Here is a 26186-nt window from a genome sequence, read left to right as displayed (position 1 = left end):
CAAGATTTCATATCCTTGGGGTTTTTTTATTTTTACAAAAAATTTAAAAATGGGACTACTTTTTTTCTACGGAACAATATCAATACTTTTTTCTTTTTTATGCTCAATTCTTGAGGCAGTATTATTGAGTGTAACACCAACTTTTGTTAACTTAAAAAAGAATGAAGGTAAATCTTTTGCTAATGGATTAGAGAAACTTAAAAAAGATGTAGATAAACCTTTAATTGCTATTTTGACTTTAAATACAATAGCACACACAGTTGGTGCAATTTTAGTAGGTTCTCAGGCAGAAACTGTATTTAAAGGAGAAGAATCTTCGGGAATTTTCAGTGGAGTATTTATTGTTTCTGCAATTATGACTATTCTAATTTTAGTCGCTTCAGAAATTATACCTAAAACTATTGGTGCTACATACTGGAAATCTTTAGCTGGAGTTACAACAACTACACTTAACATATTAATTACAGTTTTAAAATACACAGGAATTATTTGGGTATTACAGCTTTTTACTAAAATGTTTGGTAAGGGCGGACATGGTGCTAGTGTTTTAAGTAGAGAAGATTTTTCTGCCATGACTGAAATTGCAGAAAAAGAAGGAGTATTTCAAGAAAATGAAAGTAAAGTAATTAAAAATATGCTGAGCTTTAAAGAGGTAGCTGCCAAGCATATTATGACTCCCAGAACAGTATTAAAAACCGCAGATGCGTCTCAAACTATAAAATCTTTTTTTGATGAGAATGCTAACTTGCGTTTTTCACGCATTCCTTTGTATTCTGATAGTAGTGATAATATAGTTGGGTATTTTTTAAAAGATCAGCTCTTAGAAGCGATAATAAGAGGTAAAGGGGAAGAGAAATTAGAAACAATTAAGAGAAATATTATTATTACGAAAAGAGATCTACCAATTCCTCAACTTTTTGAAAACTTAATTGAACAAAGAGAACACATAGCTTTAGTTGTTGATGAGTATGGTTCTGTTAGTGGTTTAGTGACTCAAGAAGATGTAATAGAAACATTATTAGGTTTAGAAATTATGGATGAAAGTGATAATGTAGCTAATCTTCAAAATTTAGCGAGAAAAAGCTGGGAACAAAGAGCAAAAAGATTAGGAATTATAGAATAACATTATAATTTATCTTACCATATAGAAACACGATTATTAAAAAATAATCGTGTTTTTTTTATCTACATATATCGTAAATACAGTAATATTCAAAACAAAAAGATTACTATTGAATGTAAGTTAGATTGAAATTCTTTAAGAATTTTATATCGTAACTAATCTTTTCAGTACTCATAATAATCTCTTACGATACGATTTTCTATCAAAAATTATTCGAACTCATAATTTTGATAAACTTAAATTATCTTATCGAACTTACTTTATTTAATAAAGAGCTTTATAAATTAATTTAAGACTACTTTATAGTTTTAATCATACTTTTATTAGTAATGTATTTACAACCTCTTACATCTTTTGTAAAAGAAAAAAGTCTGTGCAAAATGCACAGACTTTATATATATGAACTAAAAAGTTATTTTTAATCGTTAATTGTCCAAGAGAAATAGTATAAACTACCAATATTTCCTGTTCCTGGAGCTACTTGGAATTCTTTTCCTAATAAGTTAGTTCCTCCAATTTTGAATTTAGATTTGATAGATGGAATTCTATAGTTTAATTGCGCATCTAATACTGTTCTTGAGTCTACATATCCTTTAACGAATGGAGACACCCATCTGTATTTATCTAACCATCTAGCATTAACATTGAAACCAAAATTCTTGAATAAATTATTGTTTCCAAATTGAGCTTTTACAGTATGCTTTGGTGTGTTAAAATTCGGCTCAAAGAATCCGTTATCTTTATCATCAAAAGTAAAATCTATATAACTATAGTTTAATCCTAAATCGAAACCTTCAAAAATCTTAGTTGATAAAGCAATACTAGCTCCATAAGAATTTACTCTAGATTTACTGTTAGTTACAATATTAAATTCTTGAACTAATAATTCTCCTGATGGTCCTAAATTTGTAAATGCATATTGAGCAAAAGCATCCCAAACTAAAACTCCATCAACTATATTACCTGCTTGGATCAACGGATCAGCTAATTCTTCTGGTGTTAATTGTCTGTTTCCAAAAGGATAAACCTGACCTAACTTTGGAGTTACAATATCTTGGAAGAATACGAAATCGTTGTGAAAACTATAGAAACCATTAATATCAACATTAATGTTATTCGTATCTGTAATTCCGAACATACTTCTATATCCTAATTCGATTGTTTGTACTTCTTCAGGCTTAATTTCCTCATACTCTGATTTTACATAAGTAAAGTCTGTAAATACAGTTTCAGTAAGTAATGAGTTATTGATAATATCATCTCCAGAAATTACACCGTCGATAACAGTAGGAACTCCTAATACATTTAATGTAATATCTTGACCAATTGCAACTCTATCTAAGTTTGCTTTTGATGTACCAACATTAATTTTCCTTCCTGGTTGATTGAATAAGTACTGTTCTTGAATTGTTGGGTTTCTAAAACCTGTTTGAAAAGATGCTCTAATGATGTGATTCTTATCTTCACCTAGTGCATAATTTACCGCAAAACGTGGAGAATAATTTCCGTCAAAATTCTGAGATTTATCATAACGAAGAGAAGCTGTTAACTTTAATCTGTTATCTAATAATTTCTTTTGAATTTGAGAATATACACCATATTCACTTACTGTAATAGGTTGTGTTCCATCATTAAAAATAGTTCCTTTAGAATCAGGATTGTATTGTCTAAATGATCCTCCAACTTGTACATCAGCCCAATCGTTAATTAAACTTGTGAAGTTGTAATTACCATCGATGTGTGCATATGAACTTCTATCATATATTCTACTTCCTCCCTGTGTGATTAGAGTAGATGTAATATTTTCAAATTCTGTGTTAAAACCAGGACTTCCAGGCTGCAAAGTAAAACTATCAGCATACTCTCTCGCAGCTTGTAAAATATCAGGATCGGCCGTAAGATTATTAAAATCTACACCATTGTCATTTAATCCAATTAAGTAATCAACACCCCAACTTCCTAAAGTATTACCAGCTGATGATCTTGCAGTAAGTAAAGCTCCAGTAATATCTAAATTATAAGATCTTCCTGCATCATTTCTGGTATAATATGTTCTTACATAAAAGTTATCTCCTTTTACTTCAAACTTAGATTGACCAATGTAGTAGTTTCTTTGAGAGAATCTAGAAGAGTTTCCTTGTAATAAATTATCACCCATTGCTAATCTTGTAGCTAAAATTAACTCTAAAGACTCGTCTTTAAAAGGTCTGTAGTGAAATGAAGTTGAAAACTTTAAGTTTTTAGATTTATCATCTACTAATAAATCACGTTCTGCAAAACCAGTTCTTCTGATTCTAGCATCTTGTGGTAAGTTTACATTGAAAAATCTACGTCCTATATCTTGAACACTAATACTGTTGTTAAATTCATCTCCATAAATGTTAACACCATCGTAATCTAATGGTCTGAAATCACCAATTACATTTACAATCTCATTAGAATCAATTAATTTACTATTCTCGTCATTAGCTAACCATTCTGTAGCTTCAAAATATGAGAAATTAACCTTAGCAGCGAAAGCATCACTAAACTTGTATGCTAACCTAGCAGATAAATCATAAAAAAGATTGTCTCCTGCTAAATCTTGACTAGTATAACCTGTTTTAAATACTGTACTAATTCCTGTAAAATCAAAAGGATTTTTAGTGTTCATTAACATGATACCGTTGTAGGCATTCGCTCCATATAATGCAGAAGATGCACCTGGTAAAACTTCAACGTTATTAATATCTAATTCATTAACTCCTGAAAGGTTTCCTGCACTAAAGTTTAATGCTGGTGCGGCAGTATCCATTCCATCTACCATTTGTACAAATCTAGAATTACTGAAATCAGCAAAACCTCTTGTGTTGATAGATTTAAAACCATAACTACCTTCTCTAGATTGAACTCCTTTTAAGTTAGCTAAACCATCATAAAAAGAATTTGATGAAGTTCTTCTAATATCTGTTAAACCAAATCTCTCGATAGTTACTGGAGATTCAATAATTCTTTCCGGAACTCTCGATGCAGAAATTACAACTTGATCTAATAATAAGTTCTCTTTTAAGATTACATTAATCTTTTGACCTTCTCTTTCAATATCTACATATTCAGTTTGGTGACCAAATGCAGAAATTTCAATGGTTTGTGGTAATGCACCTTTAATAGCAATTTCGAAATTACCATTAATATCAGATACTGCAGAGTTTGATCCACTTGTTATCTTAGCATTGTAAAATGGTTCTAAATATTCATTATAGACCACACCTTTAATTTTCAATACTTGCGCAAACATTGGTATAGCGCATAGCATGAAAACAATCATTACTAATTGTCTCTTAAACATTTTAAATTATATTAAGGATTGGGAATTTATTCTTCTAAAGAAAAGTTTATTGGGAAACCGTACTTTACAGCTACACGCTTTCCATCTTTTCTTGCTGGAGTAAATTTTGGTAATTTAGTTACTACTCGTTTTGCTTCTTCATTTAAGATTTCAGCATTTTCTGGCCCTAGAGTTTTGATGTTTTTTACTTCTCCATTCTTGTCGATAATAAAACGCACCCATACTTCGCCTTCAACAGTGTTTCTTACTGCTTCTGCTGGATATCTAAAATGTTTCTGAATATGTAACATCATTTCAGAATTGAAACAATCAATCATTTCGCCTTTTTTAGTTAAACTACAATTGGTAAATGCAGGTATTTTATCAACTGTATTGAAACGATCTGCCTTTCTAACTTCTTCTTCAGATAAACTGTTAGTTAAAGCGGCTATATTACTTGAAGCTGATTTCTTTTTTAATGAAAGTTTACTTGATATTCCAGAGTTATTTGAAACTGTAGAAACCCCAGAAGAATTTAGAGTACTTGCTCCAGAAACTGCAAGTTTTTTTCTAGATTCTCTCTTCTTTAAAAATCTTCTTTTAGATGCAGATACACGAACTGTAATCTGTCTACTTCTCTTGTCTTTCTTGTTCTTAGCTGGTTTGATAGAACATTTTGTAATACTATTTAAATCTTCAATAGTATTTTCCTCAGGCGTGTCACATGTGTCCTGGGCGAAACTATTTAGGGATAACAATAATACTACAAGTAAATAAACTTTTTTCATACTTTTAACATTTACTATTTTACTTCGTAGTAGCTGAATTGGTTCTTTCAGGGCGCAAAAGTACATTTATTTTTAATAAAAAACAAAATATTCAATTATTTTAATGTAGATAACAAAAAAAAAGAGAGGTAGTTACCTCTCTTTTTATGATTATTTCAACGTTTCTTTTAGTTATTAATAACCCAAGAAATATAATATTGTGAACCTATAGTTCCTGTACCAGGAACACTTACGTAGTCTTTTCCTCCTAAATTTGTTCCACCAACTTTAAAAATAGATTTTAATGCTGGAATTCCATAGTTTATTTGCGCATCTAAGACTGTTCTTTCTTCTACAATAGCATCAATGAAAAACGACTCATATAAGAAAGCATCTTGCCAACGAGCATTGATGTTAAATCCAAAGTTTTTGAATAAACGACTATGACCGAATTGAACTTTTACTTTGTGCTTAGGTGTATTAAATGATTCTTTAAACTCTGGATCTTTACCATCAGACTTAAAATCAGCAAAAGCATAACTTGCACCAAGATCAAATCCATTAAATACTTTTGTATTAAAACCAGCAGAAAAACCATAAGTATCTATTTCTGAATCTGTGTTAGTTCTAATTACATATCTTAAAATATCTTGATTCCTAATCGCGTCTATTCCATTAGCTGGAGCACCCGCAGGAACATCTGTAGAATTAACTGTTCCATAAAAAGGAACAAAAACATCTCTTGTAGTAATGAAATCTGTATGTAAGTTATAAAAACCTACAATATCAAATTCAAAAAGATTATCAGCCAAATTTACAGCACCACGATACCCTAATTCGAACGAACGTACAATCTCTGGCGTAACAAAATTTAACTCCGCTTTTTCTAAATCTGAATCATTTCCTGTTTGCGCAAATCTTTCAATAGAACTAGCAGTGTAAGAATTACTGAAGGCATCTTCTCCTGATAAAGTCGTAGTGAAGTTTGTGAAGGCTCTTGAAGTTACTTCTGTAACTTCTCTACCCAAATTTTCCTCTACAGAACCTAAGAATACTCTATCTGCTCCTAACTGTAAACCTATATACTGATCTTGTGTTGTTGGGTTTCTAAATCCTGTCTGGAATGCAAATCTGAAGTTATGATCTCTTTTTTCACCTGCAGCATACGAAACTGAGAAACGCGGTGAAAAATTACCATCGAAGTTATCAGACTTATCGTAACGAACAGTACCTGTTAACTTTAAACGGTCATCTAAAAGTTTTTTCTGAAGTTGAGTATATATACCAAATTGTCTGTAGGCAATTTCTCCATTATCATCAGTGTATATTTCCCCACCTGAATCTAAAAAGTACTTTCTATAACTACCTCCAACTTGAATATTGGCAAAATCTACTTTATCTGCAAAGTTATAGTTTGCGTCTACATTCAAAAATCCTGAATTATCTACTAATTTTGCTCCACCTTCACTAACAGGAGTATTTGTAATATCTGTTACTGCTGCCCTGAACGCATCTGTTCCTGGTTGTAATCTATTTGCTTCAACTCTAGATCTTGCCTCTAAAGCTGCTTGTTCGATAGGTAAAGCGTTAGGATTTAAAGGACTGATCAACTGAAAAAATTCTGAAGCAAACTGACCATAATAATTTTGATTATTTAACCATCTATCATTTAAAGCGATACCAGCTAATCTTGAATCCCAAGTTTGACCTGCATTATTTCTAGACAAATAACCTCTAACAAAATAGTTATCTCCTTTAACCTCTAATTTATACTGTTTAATAAATGCACCTTTCTGAATATATCTGTTACTAGCGTGAAGATAATTGTCTAGTAAATTAAACTTTGATGATAAAATTATTTCTGTATCATCTTTCCATGGTCTGAAATATAATCCAGCATCAAATAATAATGATTTTGCGTCTGTATCACCTAATAATAATTCAGATTCAGCATAACCTCTCCTTGCAATATTAATACCTTCAAAGGCACCTAAAAGAGCAGGATCTGTAACACCAGCAATTCTAGCGATTCTTGTTAATGGTAAACTTATCTCGTCTCCATAAACATTTACTCCATCATAATCTAAACCATTAACATCTGGTGTACCTTCTATAATGTCACCTCCTTGTCCAGTAGAATTTCTTTTGTCATTTGCTAACCATTCTTCTCCTGCACTATATGTAAAGTTAGCTTTTGCAGCAAATGTATCTGAAAATTTATGCGCTAAACGAATACCAACATCGTAAAACTGAGATTGACCTCTGTCTTCTTGTGTTGTAACACCTGTTTTAAAATATGTACTTACTCCAGCATCATCGAATGGGTTTTTACTTGTCATTAATAAGATACCGTTAAAGGCATTTGCCCCATATAATGCAGAAGCTGCACCAGGAAGGATCTCGACATTTTTAACATCCAATTCATTTAATCCAAAAGTATTACCGAAAGAGTAATCTAAGATCGGCACCGTAGTTTCAGCACCATCTACCAACTGTATAAAACGAACATTAAGTGTGTTTGCAAAACCTCTGTTAGAATTTATAGTTTTTACATTATAACTATCTGCTAATACATCAATTCCTTTTAAATTTCCTAAGCTTTCGTAAAAATTTACTGAAGGCGTGTTTTTTATTTCGTTTGCTCCAATTCTTTCAATCGTTACAGGCGATTCTATAACTCGTTCAGGAGTTCTCGATGCAGAAACTACTACTTGATCTAATCCCAATGTTTCTTTTAGAATAACATTTAAATCATCGTCTGCACTCGTTACTTGAATGTTTTCGGTTTGATAACCTACTAAAGATACTGTAATTGTTACGGGGAACTTTTTTACTTTAATTACAAATTCACCATCAAAATTAGAACTTGTTGTTTTGCCTTCACTTGTTTTTACAGTTGCTCCGGGAAAAGGTTCTAAGTATTCATCGAACACTAAACCTTTAACTTCTGTCTGTGCAAACAAAAAATAACTGCTTGATATAAAAAGCAGCATAAGTAATTTTTTGACCATTGCTTATAAATTTTGATTAATTGAATTTTACTGAGAAGAAAGTTACTAAATTATTAGTTATCTTCTAAAGAAAAGTTGATTGGAAAACCATATTTTACAGATATTGGCTTTCCTGCTTTTGTTGCTGGTTTAAATTTAGGTAAGTTAGAAACTACTCTAATAGCTTCGTCTTTAAGAATTTTACCTCCTTTTGGACCTAAAGCTTTAATATTGGTAACGTTACCATCTTTATCTATAATGAAACGCACCCAAACTTCTCCTTGTAGTTTATCAATCATTGCTTGATTAGGATAACTAAAGTGCTCTTGTATATGACCAATCATTTCATTGTTGAAACAATCTAATTGATCTCCGCCATATTCTCCAGAACAATCTGGGAAAGCAGGAATATTGTCTACACTACTAAACTTTTGAGCACTACGAATCTCTTCTTTAGATAAAGTATTTGTTAAGGCTGCTAAATTTGTTTTTAGCTTTAGTGTTTTGGTAATATCTGAAGAATGATTTACCGCAGAAACACCAGTACTGTTTAAGCTATTTGCTTCTGTTGCTGCTTGTTTCTTTCTTTTCTTTAAAAATCTTCTTTTTGGGGCAGATACACGAACAGAGATTTGTCTAGACTTTTTGTCTTTTCCTTTTTTCGAAGGTTTAACTGTACATTTTGTTATACTATTTAAATCTTCTATAGGACTCTCTGGTGTATCACATGTTTCATTACTACCTTGGGATAAGGCACTTAAAGAAAACATGAAAAATGCTATATATATGTATTTTCTCATAAGTTGGGGAGTTAAAACTTTTAAACAAAGTTTAATAAGTTTACTAAATTTACGCTATGTTCCACTTGCAAAAGTAAAAAAAATATCTTATCAGTACACCTGAAATTGATTTTTTATACATTTTTTGCTATTTATAATACATATTCAACAATTTTAATACCGAAAAATGAATTTAATACAAGAAATTGTTATATGGGAATATTTTTGAGTGAATGGCTACAACTTCATCATAAACCACATTTTTGAAATTCTCTATATTTTCTTTTTCCGTGGCGGATATAAAACAAGCTTTCTTCTCTAAATCATTCATCCAAGTTCTTTTCCAATCTTCGATAGTATAATGCTCCTTTCCTTTAATGGTAACTAAATCGTCTTCATCAATTGTTTCATGTGTATAAGCATCAATCTTATTGAAAACCATTATTGTTGGCTTATTTGCGCTATCAATTTCATCTAAAATCTTATTTACTGAAGCAATATGCTCCTCAAAATTTGGATGAGAAATATCAACAACATGAATTAATAAGTCTGCTTCTCTTACTTCATCTAAAGTAGATTTAAACGATTCTACTAATTGTGTTGGTAACTTTCTAATAAAACCAACAGTATCTGTAAGTAAAAAAGGAACGTTTTTAACCACTACTTTTCTAACAGTTGTATCTAAAGTCGCAAAAAGTTTATTTTCTGCAAAAACATCACTTTTACTTATTACGTTCATTAATGTGGATTTACCAACATTCGTATATCCAACTAAAGCAACACGAACCATTCTACCTCTGTTCTTTCTCTGAACAGCCATTTGTTTATCTATAGTTTGTAGCTTTTTCTTTAGCAACGTAATTTTATCTCTAATAATACGACGGTCTGTTTCTATTTCTGTTTCCCCAGGTCCTCTCATACCTATACCTCCTTTTTGTTTATCGAGGTGAGTCCACATTCGCGTTAACCTTGGCAGTAAATATTCATATTGTGCTAATTCTACTTGAGTTTTTGCAGAACTAGTTTGTGCTCGACTTGCGAAAATATCGAGAATAAGGTTTGTTCTATCTAAGATTTTACAATCTAGAACCTTTTCTATATTTCTTAATTGTGCAGGCGATAATTCGTCATCAAAAACAGCAGTACCAACTCCGTTCGATTCAATGAATGCTTTTACATCATCTAGTTTACCAGATCCTAAAAAAGTTTTAGGGTTAGGTTTGTCTAATTTTTGTAAAAAACGTTTTACAGGAACACCTCCTGCAGTGTGAGTTAAAAACTCTAATTCATCAAGATATTCATTTGCTTTGTCTTCATCTTGATGCTGAGTTATTACTCCTATTAAAACAACTTTCTCAGATATTGCTTCTCTCGTTTCTATCATAGAGAGCAAAAGTACAAATTGTAAAAATTATTTCTTTGTGCATTTGTAAATAAATGCAGGTGGAATATTTAAAGCTTCAAATTTTAGACGCACATTTTCTTTACCAAATAATTTTTTTAATTTTTTGTAGTAGTCTAATGTATATTGAAACTGCACATAAGTACCATTAGAATTTAGCGACTTATACGATTCGTTTAATATATTCTGCGAAATTTCTTTTGGTATAATAGATAATGGCAAACTAGAAATAATACTATCCACATTTTTAAAACCCTGCTTTTGAATTTCAGCTATTAAAAATTCTGCAGACGTATTTAAAACTGTCAATTGTGGATGTTCTATTTTTAATAATTCCTGATAAAACATTTCATTAATCTCGAAACATATTAAATGATTATTGGGTTGAAGTTTATCTAAAATATGTTTTGTAATAACTCCGTTTCCAGATCCTAGCTCAACTATTAAATTTATATTATTAAAATTTATTCCTTTAAGCATTTTTTCAGCAAGAAATCTAGAACTCGGCGTTATAGTTCCTGATGTTTTTGCAGTTAAAACAGCTTCTTTAAAGAAATTAAGTTTCTTTCCCAAGTAAGTATTATTTTTTTAAATTTATCAAAAAATTGCTAAGCAAATATGCGCTTTTTAAAGGATTTATTGGATATTTTTTATCCTAATTTATGTATAAATTGTGAAAACCATCTGTTTTCAAATGAAATTATCTTATGTAGTAACTGTAAAAACGACTTACCTATTGTTGATGATAATGACATTTTTACAACCAATATTCTTAAAAGTTTAGAGGTCAAAAAATTCTCTTCTTTGCTTTATTATGAAAGGAATACGAGTACACAAAGATTAATACATCATCTTAAATATAAAAAAAGAGAAGATGTTGGTGTTTTTTTAGGAGAATGGTTTTCACATAAAATAAGAAAACACAATTTATTTAAAAATATTGACTATGTGATTCCTGTTCCATTGCATAAAAAAAAGTTTAAAAAAAGAGGATATAATCAAGTCTCTGCTTTTGCAAAATGTATTGCTAAACAATTGAATGTATCTTATGATGAAAGTCTACTAGTAAGAGTTTCTGACAATTCGACTCAAACAAAAAAATCAAGATACGACCGCTACAATGAGAGTTCTACTAAGTTCACTTTACTAGATACTCGTTTTTACGAAGACAAACACATTCTCCTTGTTGATGACGTTATTACCACTGGAGCTACTTTAGAATCGTGTGTTAAGGCTTTATTAAAAACAAAAAACATTTCTATTAGCATCGCTACTATGGCATATACATTAAAAGTCTAAGGCTTTTTTTTACTACTTTTGAATACGTTTAAATATACCTTTGTGAAGCATTATAATCTTATACTTTTTCTTTTAAGCTTTAGTTTAATCTTTACCAGTTGTGCAAGAAAAGGAAGGCCTGATGGCGGACCTAAAGATGAAGATGCACCGATATTAATTTCTGCAGAACCGGCGTACGAATCCTTGAATTTCAATGATGATAACATTCGTATTTATTTTGATGAGTACATCGTTTTAAAAGACTTAAATAAACAATTAATTATTTCTCCTCCTTTTAAAAATGAACCTTTAATAACTCCACAAGGAACACCTAGTAAGTATATAAACATTAAAATTTTAGATACTTTAAAAGAGAACACTACCTACACATTTAATTTTGGAAATTCAATTCAGGATAATAATGAAAATAATCCTCTTGAAAACTTTAAATATATCTTTTCGACAGGAAATTTTATTGACTCTTTAGCTATTGAAGGATCTGTAAAGGATATAAAAATACAAGAAGCCAAGAAAAATTACAGTGTTTTATTATATAAAATTGATTCTACTTACAACGATTCTATTGTTTACAAGAGAAAACCAGATTATGTTACAAGAACATATGATTCTATAAATTATAAATTTACCAATCTTGCTGAAGGCAAATATTTTTTAATGGCTATAGATGAATCTGTTTCTGATTATAAATTTAACTCCAGAACAGACAAAATAGGTTTTTTAAAGGACACATTATACCTACCTAAAGACAGCATAATAAAATCACCTATTGTACTTTTTAAAGAAGTTCAACCATATATTTTTAAACGAGGAAAGGAAGTAAGCAAAGGAAAGATTCAGTTTGGATACACTGGTAATCAAAAAAACATGACTGTAAAGCTATTATCAAAAGTTCCTGAAGATTTTATGTTCAAAACTGAATTTGAAAAAGATAAAGACACTCTAAATTATTGGTATTTCTCTGAAAAAAAGCTAGATTCTTTAAATTTTATAATTTCAGAAGATACATCGATAGATACAGCCACCGTTTTCTTAAGAAAAAAGAAATTAGATTCTCTTTCCATTTCGCCTAATATCAAAAGTACTTTACACATAGGAGATACCCTCATGTTAATGACTAATAATCCTATTCGAAATTTTGACAGTTCAAAATTTTCATTGGTGAATACTGGCGATACTACTGAAGTTGCTCATACATTAAAAATGACTTCAAACAACAAATTGAGTGTTCTTTTTAAGCAAAAGATGAAGACACCGTACAAATTTACAGCACTTCCTAATGCCATAGAGGATATATTTAAAGTAAAATCTAAAGATACTCTTACTTATACATTTTCTACTCGAGAAACTGAAGATTACGGAAGTATCATTTTAAATGTAAATAAAGAAGTAGAGTCTCCGGTTATTATTGAATTGCTAAAAAACAATGAAGTTTACAAAAAACAGATTTTAAAAACTTCAGGCAAAGTAGAATTCAATTCTTTAATACCTGAATCATATAGTATTAGAGCCATCATTGATAAAAACAACAATGGTATTTGGGATACTGGAAATTATTTAGAAAAAAAATTACCAGAACGTATTCTATATTATCCTGACGAACTTCCTGAATTAAGAGCAAATTGGATTTCTAACTTAAACTTTACTATAAAATAAAAAAGAGACTTAAAAGTCTCTTTTTTTTGTTTGTTATATAATATGCTTCAATATTTACTATTCTTTATAGAGAAAAATCTAAATATAATTCATAAGACACGGCTACTGGTTTTCCATTTTTTACCGCAGGCTTTACTCTAGATAATTTAGATATCAATTGTTTGCTATACTTTGTTAAAATATTCTTTTCATTGTTTTCATTTGTAGCTTCAATAGCCTCAACTTTACCTTCTTTATTGATGATAAAATTAATGGTTACTTTACCCACGATTTCATCTTCTATAGCTTCTTCTGGATATTCAAAGTTTTCTTGTATAAAACTTCCTATAGAAACGTTAAAGCATCTTAAGTTATCGCTTGAATTCGTACAGTTTTCAAATACTGGTAATTTATCTACATTTTGGAAAGTGAAAACTTCTTTTGAGTCTGAAATATCAACATTGACTGATAATTCAGCATTTTTTTCTTTTGAAATTCCTTTGGAAGTGATTGAATTGAGTGTTTTAGCTAACTCTTTTCTTCGTTTTCTTAAAAAACGTCTTTTTTGAGCATTAAAACCTAAAACTATTCGCCTAGCAGATTGATTTTTATCAAACTTATTCTCTACTTTACATTTATTTATATAATTGAGATCTTCAATTAAAATCGTTTTTTGCTTTTCACAAGTTTTATTCGACTGAGATGTTACTATTTGCGCATACAACAAACATAAAAGTAACCAACGTAAATCTTTCATTTTAGGGGGGATTTATACTTGGTAATTAATAATATTGGGATTACTAAATTACATAAATTATGTTAAAAAACAAAAATAACTATATTATTTCTATTTTTTTAACGCAATTAAGTAGCTATAATTATAAAATTTACAATAAACAGAAATTAACAAATAGAATTAGTTCTACTTGTTAACCTTTGCCCAAGTATCTCTTAAACCTACAGTTTTATTGAAAACTAAACGTTCTTTGGTACTATCATCATCAACATTAAAATATCCTAAACGTTGAAATTGAAATCTTTCTCCAACTTTAGAATTAACTAAACTTGGTTCAACAAAAGCATTAATCACTTTTAAAGAATCAGGATTTAAAAACTCCATAAAATCTTTGTCTTTATGACTATCTGGAGCTTCATCAGAAAATAATCTATCATATACCCTAACTTCCGCAGAAATTGCATGCTTTTTAGATACCCAGTGTAATGTTCCTTTTACCTTACGTTTACTTTCTTCAGTACCACTTCCAGATTTACTTAAAGGATCATATGTACAATGTATTTCAGTAATATTTCCTTCGTCGTCTTTCACACAGCTCTCTCCTTTTATGATATAGGCGTTTTTTAAACGAACTTCTTTACCTAAAGTTAGTCTAAAGTACTTTCTATTTGCTTCTTCTTTAAAATCCTCTCTTTCTATATATAATTCACGAGAAAAAGGAACTTCTCTAGAACCCGCATCTAATTCTGGATTGTTCTCTGCAATTAGAATTTCTTCTTTATCTTCTGGATAATTAGTAATGACCAATTTCACTGGATTTAGAACCGCCATAACTCTATTTGCATTTTTATTTAAATCCTCTCTGATTTTGAATTCTAATAATGCAACATCGATTATATTTTCTCTTTTTGAAACCCCAACTGTTTCAATAAAGTTTCTGATTGAAGCTGGAGTATAACCTCTTCTACGTAAACCTGAAATTGTTGGCATTCTTGGATCATCCCAACCAGAAACAACTCCTTCTTCAACTAGCTTAAGTAATTTACGCTTACTCATAATCGTATAACTTAAGTTTAATCTAGAAAACTCTCGTTGTTTTGGAACTAAAGGAAAATCGTTTTTACTGTACTCATAAACATGATCTCTAAACCAGTTGTATAAATCACGATGTGGCTTGAATTCTAAAGAACATAAAGAGTGAGAAATTTGCTCTAAATAATCACTTTCACCGTGTGTCCAGTCGTACATAGGATAAATCACCCAATCGTTTCCAGTTCTGTGGTGAGATTTCTTTAAAATTCTATACATCAATGGATCTCTTAATAACATATTAGGAGACGCCATATCTATTTTTGCACGAAGTACATGTTCACCTTCTTCGAACTCACCATTTTTCATCTTAGTGAAAAGCTCTAAGTTCTCTTCTACAGTTCTATCTCTATACGGACTAGCTACACCAGGTTCTGTTGGTGTTCCTTTTTGCTCAGCCATTTCTTCAGAAGTTTGACTATCTACATAAGCTTTTCCGTCTTTAATTAACTGAACTGCCCAATCGTATAATTGTTGAAAATAATCTGAAGAATAACATTCATTTTCCCATTGATATCCTAACCAAGAAACATCTTTCTTAATTGCATCTACATACTCTTGCTCTTCTTTAGCTGGATTGGTATCGTCGAAACGTAAATTTACAGGAGCATTATATTTTTCTCCTAAACCAAAACTTATTCCTATAGCTTTTGTATGCCCAATATGAAGATATCCGTTAGGTTCTGGTGGAAATCGAAAACGTAAGTTTTCTTTTTTCATTCCATTAGTTAAATCCTCTTCTATGATTTGTTCAATAAAATTGAGTGATTTTTTTTCTTCTGACATTTTCAATACGATTAAAGAGCAAAAGTAATTATTTATAAAGAAAAAAAGCGGCAAAAACTTTTCGTTTTTACCGCCTAATATTTTAAAAATGATAATATCTCTACTCTAGAGTAAATGTATTATTTAACGGATTAACATCTGCCATAAAACCATCTTTGTTTATATCTATACTTTTTACTAGTTTAGCAGCCTCAAAAGTATATGTTGGATATGCCCAACCCCAATCTTTTAATAAAGTTGCAGAAGTAGGCTTATTTCCTCTCATCATTTCTAATGGAATATTGAAAGATTCTTTTGTTCCATCTGTATATTCAACTTCTACATCTAAAGGCATTGGCATTGCTCCAATTCTTTCTAAAGTGATCTCTTTACCTTTTACAGTTTTAACTCCATAATCAATAAAGTGAGTGGTTTGACTCCATTCATTTAAATACCAATCTAAATGAATTCCGGAAACTTTTTCTGCTACACGTTTAAAATCGTTTGGTGTTGGATGCCTGAATGAAAAGTCTTTAAAGTATTGCTTTAATGTTTTAGCCACATTTTCTGAACCAATTACATACTCTAATTGACTTAAGAAAATACTACCTTTACTATAACTTCCGATACCATAAGCTCTGTTAGTTTCATATCTGTCAGCATTTGTAGATAAAGGTTTCTCCATACCCGATTTTACTAAGAAATTATAACCTCTGTAAGAACCACTATTTGGATTTACAGCTCCTCTTCCTGTAATTTTATCCATGGCTTTATTAGATATGTAGGTTGTAAAACCTTCATCTACCCAAGGATGTTTAATTTCGTTTGTAGCTAATAAAAATTGAAACCAAGAATGCGCTAACTCATGTGCTGTAACACCCAGTAAACTTCCCCAAGGTCTTTGTCCTGTGATTAACGTACATTGTGCATATTCCATACCTCCGTCTCCTCCTTGGATTACAGAATATTGTTTGTATGGATATTGACCAATATTTTCACTGAAATATTTCATTAACTCAGCTGTTTTTGGCTGTAATTTTTTCCAATTTTCAATGTATTTAGACTCTAATGTTTTCTTGTACAAGAAATGTAAATCTATTCCATTTTCCATTTTATAAATATCATGTTGGTACTCTGGATCAGCAGCCCAAGTAAAATCATGAATATCTTTTCCTGAAAACTTCCAAGTTAATTTTTTTCCTTTTGGAAGTTTTAATGGTTTGCTTTTATCTTCATAACCATGCCCAACTTCTTGAGGGTTTAATAGATCTCCTGTTCCTCCAACTACATAATTTTTATCAATGTGTAATGTAACATCAAAATTTCCCCAAACTCCGTGAAACTCTCTTGCGATATAAGGAGGTGTATGCCAACCCTCAAAATCATATTCCGCCATTTTAGGGTACCACTGTGTCATTGATAAAGCCACTCCTTCTTTATTATTTCTTCCAGATCTACGAATTTGTAGAGGAACTTGAGTAACAAATTCCATTTCAAAAGTAGCCTTCTGACCAGATTTAATAGGACGATGTAATGTTACTTCTAAAATTGTACCTACAATTTCGTAAGAAACTTTTTTACCATCTTGAAGTAATGAATTCACTTTTACAAATCCAACTTCATTTGGTTTTAATTTTGCAATTCTACTTACGGTTTTTACATCTTCAGAAGTTCCTATTTTTTCAACCATTCTTCCATCTGGATCTTCAATAGTATGCAAACGTGCATCCATTTGTGAGTTTGGCTGAAAAGCATTGAAGTATAAATGATAAAACACCTTATTTAGTTCGTCTGGTGAATTATTGGTGTATACAAGTTTTTGCTTTCCTTTATATTGATAGGTTTTTACGTCCATATCAATATCCATAGTATAATCAGCTTGTTGCTGCCAGTAATGTTTATTCTTAGTTTTATTTTGTGCATGAGTTACGCATACAATAAATCCAAAACATAAAATAGAATAAAGAATTTTTTTCATTATTTGTGATTGTATTAATTAAAAAAAGAGCATTTCAAAATGCTCTTTTTGTTATGTTTATTTTCCTGTTTTAACTAGTCTATCTGCAAGTTTTAACGCATTGTAAGCATTTACAACTCTTCCTGAAACTGATAAGTTTTCGAAAGGAATTAATTCTACTTCTTTACGATATCTTGGTCCTGTTCCTGGTTTGTTTACTTCCATATTAATTTTAGTTCCAGAATTCATGATAATTCTCTTTACCTGACTAGCAGATAATTGCGGATAATATGAACGAATTAAAGCTGCAACTCCTGCTGTAGATGGTGAAGCCATAGAAGTACCACTAATAGACTCGTAAGTACTATTTGGATATGTTGAGTAAATTTCTACTCCTGGTGCAAAAATATCAACATTCTTTTTTCCATAATTTGAAAAAGCAGCTGGTAACTCTTTGTTGTAATTAGCACTCATTGCTCCTACAGTAAGAAAGTTATCAGATATTTCATTAATTAAATCTTGTGAATCATTTGGAAATGTTTTTTCAACGTCAATGTTTTTCCCATCATTTCCTGCAGCATTTACAATTAAAACATCTTTATCTGCTGCATATTTAATCGCGTCATAAACCCACTCTTTATTTGGTGAAAATGCTTTACCAAAACTAGTATTAATTACTTTTGCTCCATTATCTACCGCATAACGAATACCTAAAGCCACATCTTTATCATACTCATCTCCGTCTGAAACAGATCTAACTGCCATAATTTTTACATTAGTAGCAACACCATTCATTCCTTTACCATTATTTCTAGCGGCAGCGATAATACCAGAAACGTGAGAACCATGAGATTCTCCTTCTTCAGAATGTCCTGTATTTCCATTACCATAACCTGGTTTATCATTAATATCGTAAGGGTCATCGCCAACTACTGTACGATAATCATTCTTAAGATTATCACCATTAATTGTTTTTTCTGCTTTTTTGATTTCTTTTTTTAATTCTTTTTGAATCCCAGACATAGTCATTTTATTCGCTTTAACAAAGCCAATAGCAACACCAATTGCCTGTTTTAATTCATCACTAGGATTTTTTATCGCTTCAACTTCTTCAAAAGTATACTCATCTTTTTTGAAGTGATCTTTTAAAGCTTTATCAGCAAATAATATTCCTGATAAATAGTTTTGATAATTAAACTTTAACTCTTTAGCATCTTTAACTTTTTCTGCTTGGTAAGCTTTAACTTCAGCTAAAGTTTCAGGATCTGCAACAGAAGGTTTCATTAAAATACGTTCATATTCTAAATGTTCTGTATAAGAATCACCTAAAAAATTCCATCCATGAATGTCATCTACATATCCATTGTTGTCATCATCTTTACCGTTTCCAGCTATTTCATCTTTGTTAGTCCAAGCTACATCTTTTAAATCTTCATGATTTAAATCTGTTCCACTATCTACAACCCCTACAATAACCTCTACACCTTTCTTTCCTTTTAAGAATTCGTATGCTTTATTAACACTCATTCCTGGAATAGAATCTGTAGCTAAATCTAAATGTTGCCAGTTTTGTTTTTCTGTATTGGTTAATGCTGCTTTTTTTGCAGTGATAGAAACTTCATTATTGATTCCGGCTGGAACTACTATTTTTTTTATGTTAGCCGTTGAAGAACAACTTGCTAAACTTACTAAAACGATTGAAGATAAAATTGGTTTGTATACTCTCATTTTCATTTCTCTCTTAATTAAATATCTCTCTAAATTTGTATGTTTCGTTTAATCGAACTCCTTTTTCAGTATGCTTTACAGTAATAACTTCATTATGAGCATCGTGCTCTAAGAAAAGTAAATATTCGTTATCTGCTGCTTCTGTTAAAAATGCTTCTTTTTCTTTCAGCGTAAGTAAAGGTCTTGTGTCGTAACCCATAACATAAGGTAATGGAATATGACCTACGGTTGGTAATAAATCGGCCATAAAGACAATCGTTTTACCTTTATATTGAATCTTTGGCAACATTTGTTTTTCTGTATGTCCGTCTTTGAATAACACATCAAAACCGACATCATCTTTTGCATTTAGATGAAGAAAATTTAATTGACCACTTTCTTCTATTGGAAGTATGTTTTCTGACAAAAATGAAGCTTTTTCTCTTGGATTTGGATTTACAGCCCAATCCCAATGACGACTGTTGCTCCAAAATTTTGCATTCTTAAATGCTGGTTCAAAACCGGTTTTATCTTTATTCCATTGAATAGCTCCTCCACAGTGATCAAAATGTAAATGTGTTAAAAACACATCTGTAATATCATCTCTATGAAAGCCTAATTCTGCTAGGGATTTATCTAAAGAAAAATCTCCAAACAAATAATAATAGCCATAAAATTTATCTGATTGTTTGTTTCCAATTCCTGTATCGATTAAAGTTAATCTATCGCCATCTTCAATTAAAAGACATCGCATAGACATATCGATCATGTTATTTACATCTGCAGGATTGGTTCTTTGCCATAAAGATTTAGGAACAACACCAAACATTGCTCCACCGTCTAATTTAAAATTTCCGGTTTCTATAGGGTAAATACGCATGGTAACAAAGATGCGAAAAATTAACGAGTTAACTCGTTAATAATATCGTAATACTTCAGTGAAGATAATTTAACTTAGAAAAATTAAACGCCTTCTTTTTCTAGTAAATAACCTATTGTAAAATTTGTTTCCCAATCGAATATAAAATTTCGACATTGAGTTGCATCTGAAATAGCTTTGAAGATGATTAATCCTGATGCTACCTTTCTTCCTTTTTCTTCTTTTATTTTACTGATATTATTCACATTAGGAGAAAGAACAGTGTAACGTTCTTTATCTTTTCTAAATTCTTTTGCTAATTCGAAAGGTATACCTCCTATTAAAAAGCAAAACTTCCTGTTTTCTTGAGGTACTAGGTTTGCAATTTCTTTTACTTCCTCATATACTGTTTCGTCTTCTGTTCCCTTTTGATGATATTTACTTCCGTGAGTTTCTTTACCTACAAGTTTTTCGTTTTGTACAAAGGAAATTTTTGTGTTTCCTGAACCAAGATCAACAACAAAAGCGTTGTTTCTGAATGAATTTGGTAAAATTGCTTTTAAACTATAAATAGCTTCTTCTTTAGGTGAAATTTCTTTTATCGTATGGTTTCTTTTCTTAAGTTCATCTACGATTAATCTTGTAACCTCTTCTTTTAAAGCCCCCGAACTCACCACGAAGTTAATATGCTCTTTCAGCACTCCTAAACTTTCTATTTTTATTAAGAATTTGTTTAGTTTACCATCAATTTCATCTGGAGTTGTCATAGCTTCTGCTATTAAACTTTTTCCGTAAGCAGCTTCTTTTAATTTCCAGTTTTTATTTTTATCTATTTCAACTATAAAATAATTAAACCCTGAAGTACCTAGCTCAACAACACCTTTTAAAATACCTTCTTCCGGTTCCTGTGGTTCGTAATTAAATGCTACTGGTTTTACCTCTTCTTTTTTTTCATTTTTACATGAAAAAGTACAACATAAAAACACAGTTACTAAAAGGTATTTGTATAAATTCATCTTGATGATTATCGTATGGTATTAGTTCTTACAAAAATAAAGAAACATCTTAATTTAAAAACTAAGATGTTTTAATTCACTAATTCCATATTTCATTACTTAACCTAATTTACTGAAATTGGTATTTCTTTTTGAGAGTTATAAAGTTTTACTTCTGTTATATCTGAAGGCATATTTAATCCATTATTCATGATAACATTTTTCACATTTTTAACAACATCACTTTTTATTTCTGATGCACCTCTTTTGTATTCCATAGTTTTAGTCCAAAATAAGACTTTGAGGTTTACAGTACTTGTTCCTAGAGAATCAACTACTACAAAACATTTGTGTTCGGATGTATCTATAACTCCTGGAGTATCTACAACTGATTTTATGATAACTTTTTTTGCTAATTCTACATCATCGTTGTAATCTATTCCAACCGTAAAATCTATACGATAATATCCATCTTCTGTATAATTAAAAACAGGCTTTTTAATGATATCACTGTTGGGTATGTAAACATCTCTTCCATCGAACGTTTTTAATTTAGAATGCCTAAATTCTATCATTTTCACTTTGCCAAAAATATCACCAATTAATACAGTATCGTTTACATCAAAAGGTCTGTTAAATGATAATATTACACCTGATATAAAATTTTCTCCAATATCTTTAAATGCAAAACCTATAATTACTGCTGAAGCACCTGCGGCAGTTATAAAACCTGTTGCAACATAACCAAGGCCAGCTATGTTTAACGCAAAAATTATAGCTAATACTATTAAACCATATTTAACCGTTTTTCCCAAAAAATTGGTTATTAATGGATCTTTTGTTCTTTTAGAAATTGTCGTTTGAAAAATTGAGGAAATCAAATTAGATAGTAAAAAACCTATTATTACTATTAAAATAGCTATTAGTATACCTGGAACATGTGCTAAAAATTCATTCCAATAGGTAATTAAAGCCGACTGTACTTTTTGTAATGTATTATTTAAATTCATGTATGTGTTTTGTTGTTATGAAAAAGTTCAATATTCATTTACAAACACTACACTATACATTTCTTGATTTTCCTCGTACTAGTGAAAAAACAAATAACACTAAAAAAATTAAAAATAAAATCTTTGCAATACTTGTAGCAGTTCCTGCTATACCAGAAAAACCTAAAAATCCAGCAATTATTGCAATTATTATAAAGGTTAATGACCATCGTAACATAAATATATTGTTTTAAAGTTAATACTAATTGTTACGACAAAACTATAATGAACTTGCCAATAACATTGACTCATATAAGATTCATGTTAGCTCAAAAGCCCTAAATTGAAATGAGTTAAGATTAAAATCTAATGAACAAAAAAACACTTTATATCTGTTCTAATTTTGTGGTGTAACAAAAAACTAACAATAAAATGAAACAAGGTAAAGAGGATTTTAAAATCTTTAAAAAAAACACAAAAAACAAAAACAAGAATTATATATTTCAAAATAATAAAGAAACCCGATCTGGATTTTATGTCGTTTTAGGCGTAATTGTTTTAGGTATAAGTATGATCGTTGCTTCGGGTATTTTGATTTAAAATACTACAGCAAGTTATGATGTACAATTTATCTAATACAGCTGATTTAATTTTTTTGAAAGACACTCTACAAGTCAAATTTAAATATCCGAATTTATACAGACCCAAACTGAAAATTGATGGATATAAAGAACAGTCTTTATCAATAATAACAATGGAAGACCCCAATACCGTAACATTGGGTATTTGGGGTATGCTTCCTCAAAATTTTGATGGGAGTTGGAAAAAATTTCAGCGATTAAAAAACACGTTGCATGTAAATAAAAACGATATTTATAAAAATATACTTTTTAAAGAAGCGCTTCTAAAACGAAGATGTTTGATAATAGTTACTGGTTTTTATACGCATTATTTATCAGAAGATGGAATTACAGATTATTTAGTTGAAAAGGAAACATTAAAACCATTTTATTTGGCTGGGATTTATAATGTTTTAGACGACGGTTTTATTACATGTACAGTTATAAACACTGAAGTAAATGAATCTTTAAAATCAGTTAATAACCTCTACGAAGTAATGCCTTTACAAATTCCTAAAATTTTTAAAAGTATTTGGCTAGATAAGAACTCTACTCAAAAGGCAATTGATCATATTATTTCTAAGCCTTACATTACAAAATTTAAGATTCAAAAAATAATTTCATAATGATATTATTATATATCATATATGTACTGGGAGTAATCTGGTCTGTTTTTAATATACTTTTATATGGGAATAGACCTGCGAGATCTATTGGTTGGCTATTAATAGTTATTACAATTCCAATAATCGGTGTTATTTTCTATATAATTTTTGGAATCAACAGAAAGAAATTTAAGTTTTTCACATTAAACTTTAATGCCAAACGAAGACTTTATGATTTAAGACATAAAGGTGAATCTATTGAAAATTTTTCCCACAAATTTAACTCTGAAAAATTTGCTAAACTAGGTCATTTGATGAAAAAATCGAGTGGATTTCCTGCTGTTGAGGGAAATAAAGTCTCAGTTCTAGATACAGGTAAAAATACTTTTGAGGAAATTTTTAAAGAAGTTTCAAATGCTAAAAAGTTTATTCATATTCAATACTATATTATTGAAGAAGGAGAGTTGTTAAGCGAATTAATAAAACGCTGTAAACAAAAGCTTAAAGAAGGAGTTGAAGTCAGAATTTTATATGATGCAATAGGTAGTAATAACTTAAGAGCAAAACAGATTAAAGATTTAAAAAACTGTGGCGCTGAAATCTTTCCTATTTTACCAATTAAACTGAATACTATTTTATCAACTTTAAATTATAGAAATCATAGAAAAATTCTGGTTATAGATGGAACCGTTTGCTTTACTGGTGGTGTTAATATATCAGATAAATATGTTAATGAGAATACTGAGTTAGGTATTTGGGACGATTTTCACTTAAAAATCGAAGGAATAGCAGTAGATCATCTTCATAGAGTTTTTATTAAGGATTTCTACTTTGCTAGTAATAAGGAATTATTAAATGATACCTATTTACCTAACCAAAGTAAAAAAGGAAATTCATTAGTACAAATAGTAGCTGGAGGTCCCGATTTAAAATACTCTTCTATTTTACAACAATATACAATGATGATTCACTGTGCACAAAAAAGTGTATGCATTGAAAATCCTTATTTTATACCTAATAAAATACTTCTAGAAACTATAAAAATGGCTGTTTTGAGAGGTGTGGATGTCAAAATTATGGTACCTGAAAAAAATGACAGTAGAATTGCAAAATACAGTATGTATGCAAATTTTGAAGATTTATTAGAAACAGGTGCCAAAATCTACACGCTAAAAAACAATTTTTCTCATAGTAAGCTTATTGTTATCGATGAAGAAATTGCTTCTATAGGATCAGGTAATTTTGATTATAGAAGTTTTGAACACAATTATGAAATAAACACAATACTGTATGATCAAAAAATTGCAAAAAACTTAAGTGATCATTTTAAAAGTAATATGAGTAAATGCAATGCTTTAAATTATGATACTTACATGAAAAGATCTCTAAAAACAAAACTTTTAGAAGGAGCTGCAAAAATTCTTAGTCCTCTGTTGTAATATTAAGCTACTTTTATATCTGCTTCTTTCTTATTCTTTAAAAATTCACTCGGACTAATATTATATTTTCTTTTAAATATTTTCGAAAAATAACTTCTACTGCTAAAACCAATCGTGTATACTATCTGAGATATATTCAAATCAGTTGTATTCATTAAATCTCTAGCTTTTTCTAACCTGACATGGCGAATATACTCTGTAACAGTTCTAGTATATAAAAGCTTGAATCCTTCTTGTAATTTTGCCTGAGTAAGACCGCTTTCTAAAGCTAATTCTTCAACAGAATAATCTAAAGCAACATTTTTTAAAATTTTTGATCCAGTTTTCCTAACTAAACTCAGTTCTTTTTTAGTTAATGAAGAGTTTGGTTTTTTATTTAAGGCTACATCTTTATTATGCTGTAAAATATGCTCTGATAAAATTTGAAATACAATACCTTCTTTAATAAGCATTCGTATCATTCCTTTCTGCCTCACTTTATCAAACTGTTTAATTAAACTAGCTAACTTTAAATTGTATGTTCCGAAATAAGCAAAAACACTTTCATGCTGTTGATCGTGAAAAACATTATAAAGTCTCTGATTTAAAATCGCTCCATCATTTAATCTTTTTTTCAGAAAAAGTACTCGACTAACCTGAATAAGATGAATATGTATCTTCACATCTTTTTCAAAGTATCCATAATTATACCCTCCATCTTTGCTAGTAATAATTACTGATTGAAATTGCTCTATTTTCCTTTTATTATTTTCTTTTTCGAATCTATGAAAGCAAAATCCTTCAGACGCATATGTAAAATGTATAGGATTATATTCAGAAGTATCCATTACTAATGCAATATTCTCTAAAAAGGTAATATCATACTCCAATACACTAGCTCCCCATTCGAAATTAATAAATGTAATTTTACCTTTTGCAACTTCATTATCTACCTCTAAAACATACTCTCCCCAGCGTTCGATAATTCTTCCACCAATAGCTTCTCTTATTTGCTTTACTGTGCCTTCAGTACTACTAGCTGTAATATTTATTGTTTTCATAGTATAGTTATACAACGTAAAGTTAATAAAAATCAATACATGAAAGTATATGAGCTAATACTTACTTTATATGAGCTAAACCCTTA

The 26186-nt window shown here is 30.1% G+C and carries 21 protein-coding genes; 6 read left to right on the top strand and 15 right to left on the bottom strand.

The window, feature by feature from the left end:
* Positions 1-49: 49 nt before the first annotated feature.
* Positions 50-1123, top strand: a complete 1074-nt coding sequence (locus AQ1685_RS00630) for a CNNM domain-containing protein (RefSeq protein ID WP_095068804.1) — start codon at positions 50-52, stop codon at positions 1121-1123.
* Positions 1124-1541: 418 nt separating this feature from the next.
* Here the strand turns inward: AQ1685_RS00630 and AQ1685_RS00625 are convergent, their stop codons facing one another.
* The 6 genes from AQ1685_RS00625 to AQ1685_RS00600 form a co-directional block, all read right to left on the bottom strand.
* Positions 1542-4451 (bottom strand): TonB-dependent receptor, encoded by a 2910-nt coding sequence (locus AQ1685_RS00625; protein ID WP_095068803.1) that lies wholly within the window; start codon positions 4449-4451, stop codon positions 1542-1544.
* 26 nt (positions 4452-4477) lie between these two features.
* Positions 4478-5218: an energy transducer TonB gene (locus AQ1685_RS00620; protein ID WP_157730035.1), complete on the bottom strand. Its 741-nt coding sequence runs from the start codon at positions 5216-5218 to the stop codon at positions 4478-4480.
* Positions 5219-5385: 167 nt separating this feature from the next.
* On the bottom strand, positions 5386-8190 hold the full coding sequence (locus AQ1685_RS00615) for a TonB-dependent receptor (RefSeq protein WP_162288542.1): 2805 nt from the start codon (positions 8188-8190) through the stop codon (positions 5386-5388).
* Between the two features lie 71 nt (positions 8191-8261).
* Positions 8262-8987: an energy transducer TonB gene (locus tag AQ1685_RS00610; protein WP_095068800.1), complete on the bottom strand. Its 726-nt coding sequence runs from the start codon at positions 8985-8987 to the stop codon at positions 8262-8264.
* A 172-nt stretch (positions 8988-9159) separates the two neighbouring features.
* A complete protein-coding gene (hflX, locus tag AQ1685_RS00605; protein ID WP_095068799.1) occupies positions 9160-10350 on the bottom strand; it encodes a GTPase HflX in 1191 nt (396 codons plus the stop codon).
* 27 nt (positions 10351-10377) lie between these two features.
* Positions 10378-10941, bottom strand: coding sequence for a class I SAM-dependent methyltransferase (locus tag AQ1685_RS00600; protein ID WP_095068798.1), 564 nt, complete (start codon positions 10939-10941; stop codon positions 10378-10380).
* Between the two features lie 45 nt (positions 10942-10986).
* Between AQ1685_RS00600 and AQ1685_RS00595 the strand changes: the two genes are divergently transcribed.
* Positions 10987-11667, top strand: coding sequence for a ComF family protein (locus AQ1685_RS00595; protein ID WP_095068797.1), 681 nt, complete (start codon positions 10987-10989; stop codon positions 11665-11667).
* A gap of 42 nt (positions 11668-11709) precedes the next feature.
* The gene (locus AQ1685_RS00590) at positions 11710-13320 is read left to right on the top strand and encodes an Ig-like domain-containing protein (RefSeq protein ID WP_095068796.1); all 1611 of its coding nucleotides are present in this window, start codon (positions 11710-11712) and stop codon (positions 13318-13320) included.
* Positions 13321-13384: 64 nt separating this feature from the next.
* Here AQ1685_RS00590 and AQ1685_RS00585 read toward each other — a convergent pair whose 3' ends face one another.
* The 8 genes from AQ1685_RS00585 to AQ1685_RS00550 form a co-directional block, all read right to left on the bottom strand.
* Positions 13385-14056: an energy transducer TonB gene (locus AQ1685_RS00585; protein ID WP_095068795.1), complete on the bottom strand. Its 672-nt coding sequence runs from the start codon at positions 14054-14056 to the stop codon at positions 13385-13387.
* A 165-nt stretch (positions 14057-14221) separates the two neighbouring features.
* On the bottom strand, positions 14222-15910 hold the full coding sequence (locus AQ1685_RS00580; protein ID WP_095068794.1) for a glutamine--tRNA ligase/YqeY domain fusion protein: 1689 nt from the start codon (positions 15908-15910) through the stop codon (positions 14222-14224).
* A 100-nt stretch (positions 15911-16010) separates the two neighbouring features.
* Complete coding sequence (locus tag AQ1685_RS00575) at positions 16011-17867, bottom strand: M1 family metallopeptidase (protein ID WP_095068793.1); 1857 nt, start codon at positions 17865-17867, stop codon at positions 16011-16013.
* A 57-nt stretch (positions 17868-17924) separates the two neighbouring features.
* Positions 17925-19574, bottom strand: coding sequence for a S8 family peptidase (locus AQ1685_RS00570; RefSeq protein WP_095068792.1), 1650 nt, complete (start codon positions 19572-19574; stop codon positions 17925-17927).
* A gap of 13 nt (positions 19575-19587) precedes the next feature.
* A complete protein-coding gene (locus tag AQ1685_RS00565; protein WP_095068791.1) occupies positions 19588-20433 on the bottom strand; it encodes an MBL fold metallo-hydrolase in 846 nt (281 codons plus the stop codon).
* Positions 20434-20516: 83 nt separating this feature from the next.
* The gene (locus AQ1685_RS00560; protein ID WP_095068790.1) at positions 20517-21428 is read right to left on the bottom strand and encodes a hypothetical protein; all 912 of its coding nucleotides are present in this window, start codon (positions 21426-21428) and stop codon (positions 20517-20519) included.
* Positions 21429-21532: 104 nt separating this feature from the next.
* Positions 21533-22417, bottom strand: coding sequence for a mechanosensitive ion channel family protein (locus AQ1685_RS00555; RefSeq protein WP_095068789.1), 885 nt, complete (start codon positions 22415-22417; stop codon positions 21533-21535).
* Between the two features lie 52 nt (positions 22418-22469).
* The gene (locus AQ1685_RS00550) at positions 22470-22634 is read right to left on the bottom strand and encodes a DUF1328 domain-containing protein (protein WP_095068788.1); all 165 of its coding nucleotides are present in this window, start codon (positions 22632-22634) and stop codon (positions 22470-22472) included.
* A 194-nt stretch (positions 22635-22828) separates the two neighbouring features.
* Here AQ1685_RS00550 and AQ1685_RS00545 point away from each other — a divergent pair, with 194 nt between their 5' ends.
* From AQ1685_RS00545 to cls, 3 genes are read left to right on the top strand one after another with little or no spacing between them, the layout of a single operon-like run.
* A complete protein-coding gene (locus tag AQ1685_RS00545; RefSeq protein ID WP_157730034.1) occupies positions 22829-22996 on the top strand; it encodes a hypothetical protein in 168 nt (55 codons plus the stop codon).
* 16 nt (positions 22997-23012) lie between these two features.
* Complete coding sequence (locus AQ1685_RS00540) at positions 23013-23642, top strand: SOS response-associated peptidase family protein (protein WP_095068787.1); 630 nt, start codon at positions 23013-23015, stop codon at positions 23640-23642.
* A complete protein-coding gene (gene cls, locus AQ1685_RS00535; protein ID WP_095068786.1) occupies positions 23642-25060 on the top strand; it encodes a cardiolipin synthase in 1419 nt (472 codons plus the stop codon). The genes AQ1685_RS00540 and cls overlap by 1 nt, the downstream gene beginning before the upstream one ends.
* Before the next feature lie 2 nt (positions 25061-25062).
* On the opposite strand, the gene AQ1685_RS00530 is transcribed toward cls, so the two are convergent.
* Positions 25063-26100: a helix-turn-helix domain-containing protein gene (locus tag AQ1685_RS00530; protein ID WP_095068785.1), complete on the bottom strand. Its 1038-nt coding sequence runs from the start codon at positions 26098-26100 to the stop codon at positions 25063-25065.
* Positions 26101-26186: the final 86 nt, after the last annotated feature.

The sequence above is a fragment of the Tenacibaculum jejuense genome (assembly GCF_900198195.1).
In the GTDB taxonomy this organism is placed as follows: Bacteria; Bacteroidota; Bacteroidia; order Flavobacteriales; family Flavobacteriaceae; genus Polaribacter; species Polaribacter jejuensis.
The sequence above is the reverse complement of the archived record's forward strand: the minus strand, read 5'-3'. Positions and strand labels throughout refer to the sequence as shown.

Coding starts and splice junctions, on each gene's coding strand:
- AQ1685_RS00630 (WP_095068804.1), top strand. CDS start 50: ATGGGACTACTTTTTTTCTACGGAACAATATCAATACTTTTTTCTTTT.
- AQ1685_RS00625 (WP_095068803.1), bottom strand. CDS start 4,451: ATGTTTAAGAGACAATTAGTAATGATTGTTTTCATGCTATGCGCTATA.
- AQ1685_RS00620 (WP_157730035.1), bottom strand. CDS start 5,218: ATGAAAAAAGTTTATTTACTTGTAGTATTATTGTTATCCCTAAATAGT.
- AQ1685_RS00615 (WP_162288542.1), bottom strand. CDS start 8,190: ATGCTGCTTTTTATATCAAGCAGTTATTTTTTGTTTGCACAGACAGAA.
- AQ1685_RS00610 (WP_095068800.1), bottom strand. CDS start 8,987: ATGAGAAAATACATATATATAGCATTTTTCATGTTTTCTTTAAGTGCC.
- hflX (WP_095068799.1), bottom strand. CDS start 10,350: ATGATAGAAACGAGAGAAGCAATATCTGAGAAAGTTGTTTTAATAGGA.
- AQ1685_RS00595 (WP_095068797.1), top strand. CDS start 10,987: ATGCGCTTTTTAAAGGATTTATTGGATATTTTTTATCCTAATTTATGT.
- AQ1685_RS00585 (WP_095068795.1), bottom strand. CDS start 14,056: ATGAAAGATTTACGTTGGTTACTTTTATGTTTGTTGTATGCGCAAATA.
- AQ1685_RS00580 (WP_095068794.1), bottom strand. CDS start 15,910: ATGTCAGAAGAAAAAAAATCACTCAATTTTATTGAACAAATCATAGAA.
- AQ1685_RS00575 (WP_095068793.1), bottom strand. CDS start 17,867: ATGAAAAAAATTCTTTATTCTATTTTATGTTTTGGATTTATTGTATGC.
- AQ1685_RS00570 (WP_095068792.1), bottom strand. CDS start 19,574: ATGAGAGTATACAAACCAATTTTATCTTCAATCGTTTTAGTAAGTTTA.
- AQ1685_RS00565 (WP_095068791.1), bottom strand. CDS start 20,433: ATGCGTATTTACCCTATAGAAACCGGAAATTTTAAATTAGACGGTGGA.
- AQ1685_RS00560 (WP_095068790.1), bottom strand. CDS start 21,428: ATGAATTTATACAAATACCTTTTAGTAACTGTGTTTTTATGTTGTACT.
- AQ1685_RS00555 (WP_095068789.1), bottom strand. CDS start 22,417: ATGAATTTAAATAATACATTACAAAAAGTACAGTCGGCTTTAATTACC.
- AQ1685_RS00550 (WP_095068788.1), bottom strand. CDS start 22,634: ATGTTACGATGGTCATTAACCTTTATAATAATTGCAATAATTGCTGGA.
- AQ1685_RS00545 (WP_157730034.1), top strand. CDS start 22,829: ATGAAACAAGGTAAAGAGGATTTTAAAATCTTTAAAAAAAACACAAAA.
- AQ1685_RS00540 (WP_095068787.1), top strand. CDS start 23,013: ATGATGTACAATTTATCTAATACAGCTGATTTAATTTTTTTGAAAGAC.
- cls (WP_095068786.1), top strand. CDS start 23,642: ATGATATTATTATATATCATATATGTACTGGGAGTAATCTGGTCTGTT.
- AQ1685_RS00530 (WP_095068785.1), bottom strand. CDS start 26,100: ATGAAAACAATAAATATTACAGCTAGTAGTACTGAAGGCACAGTAAAG.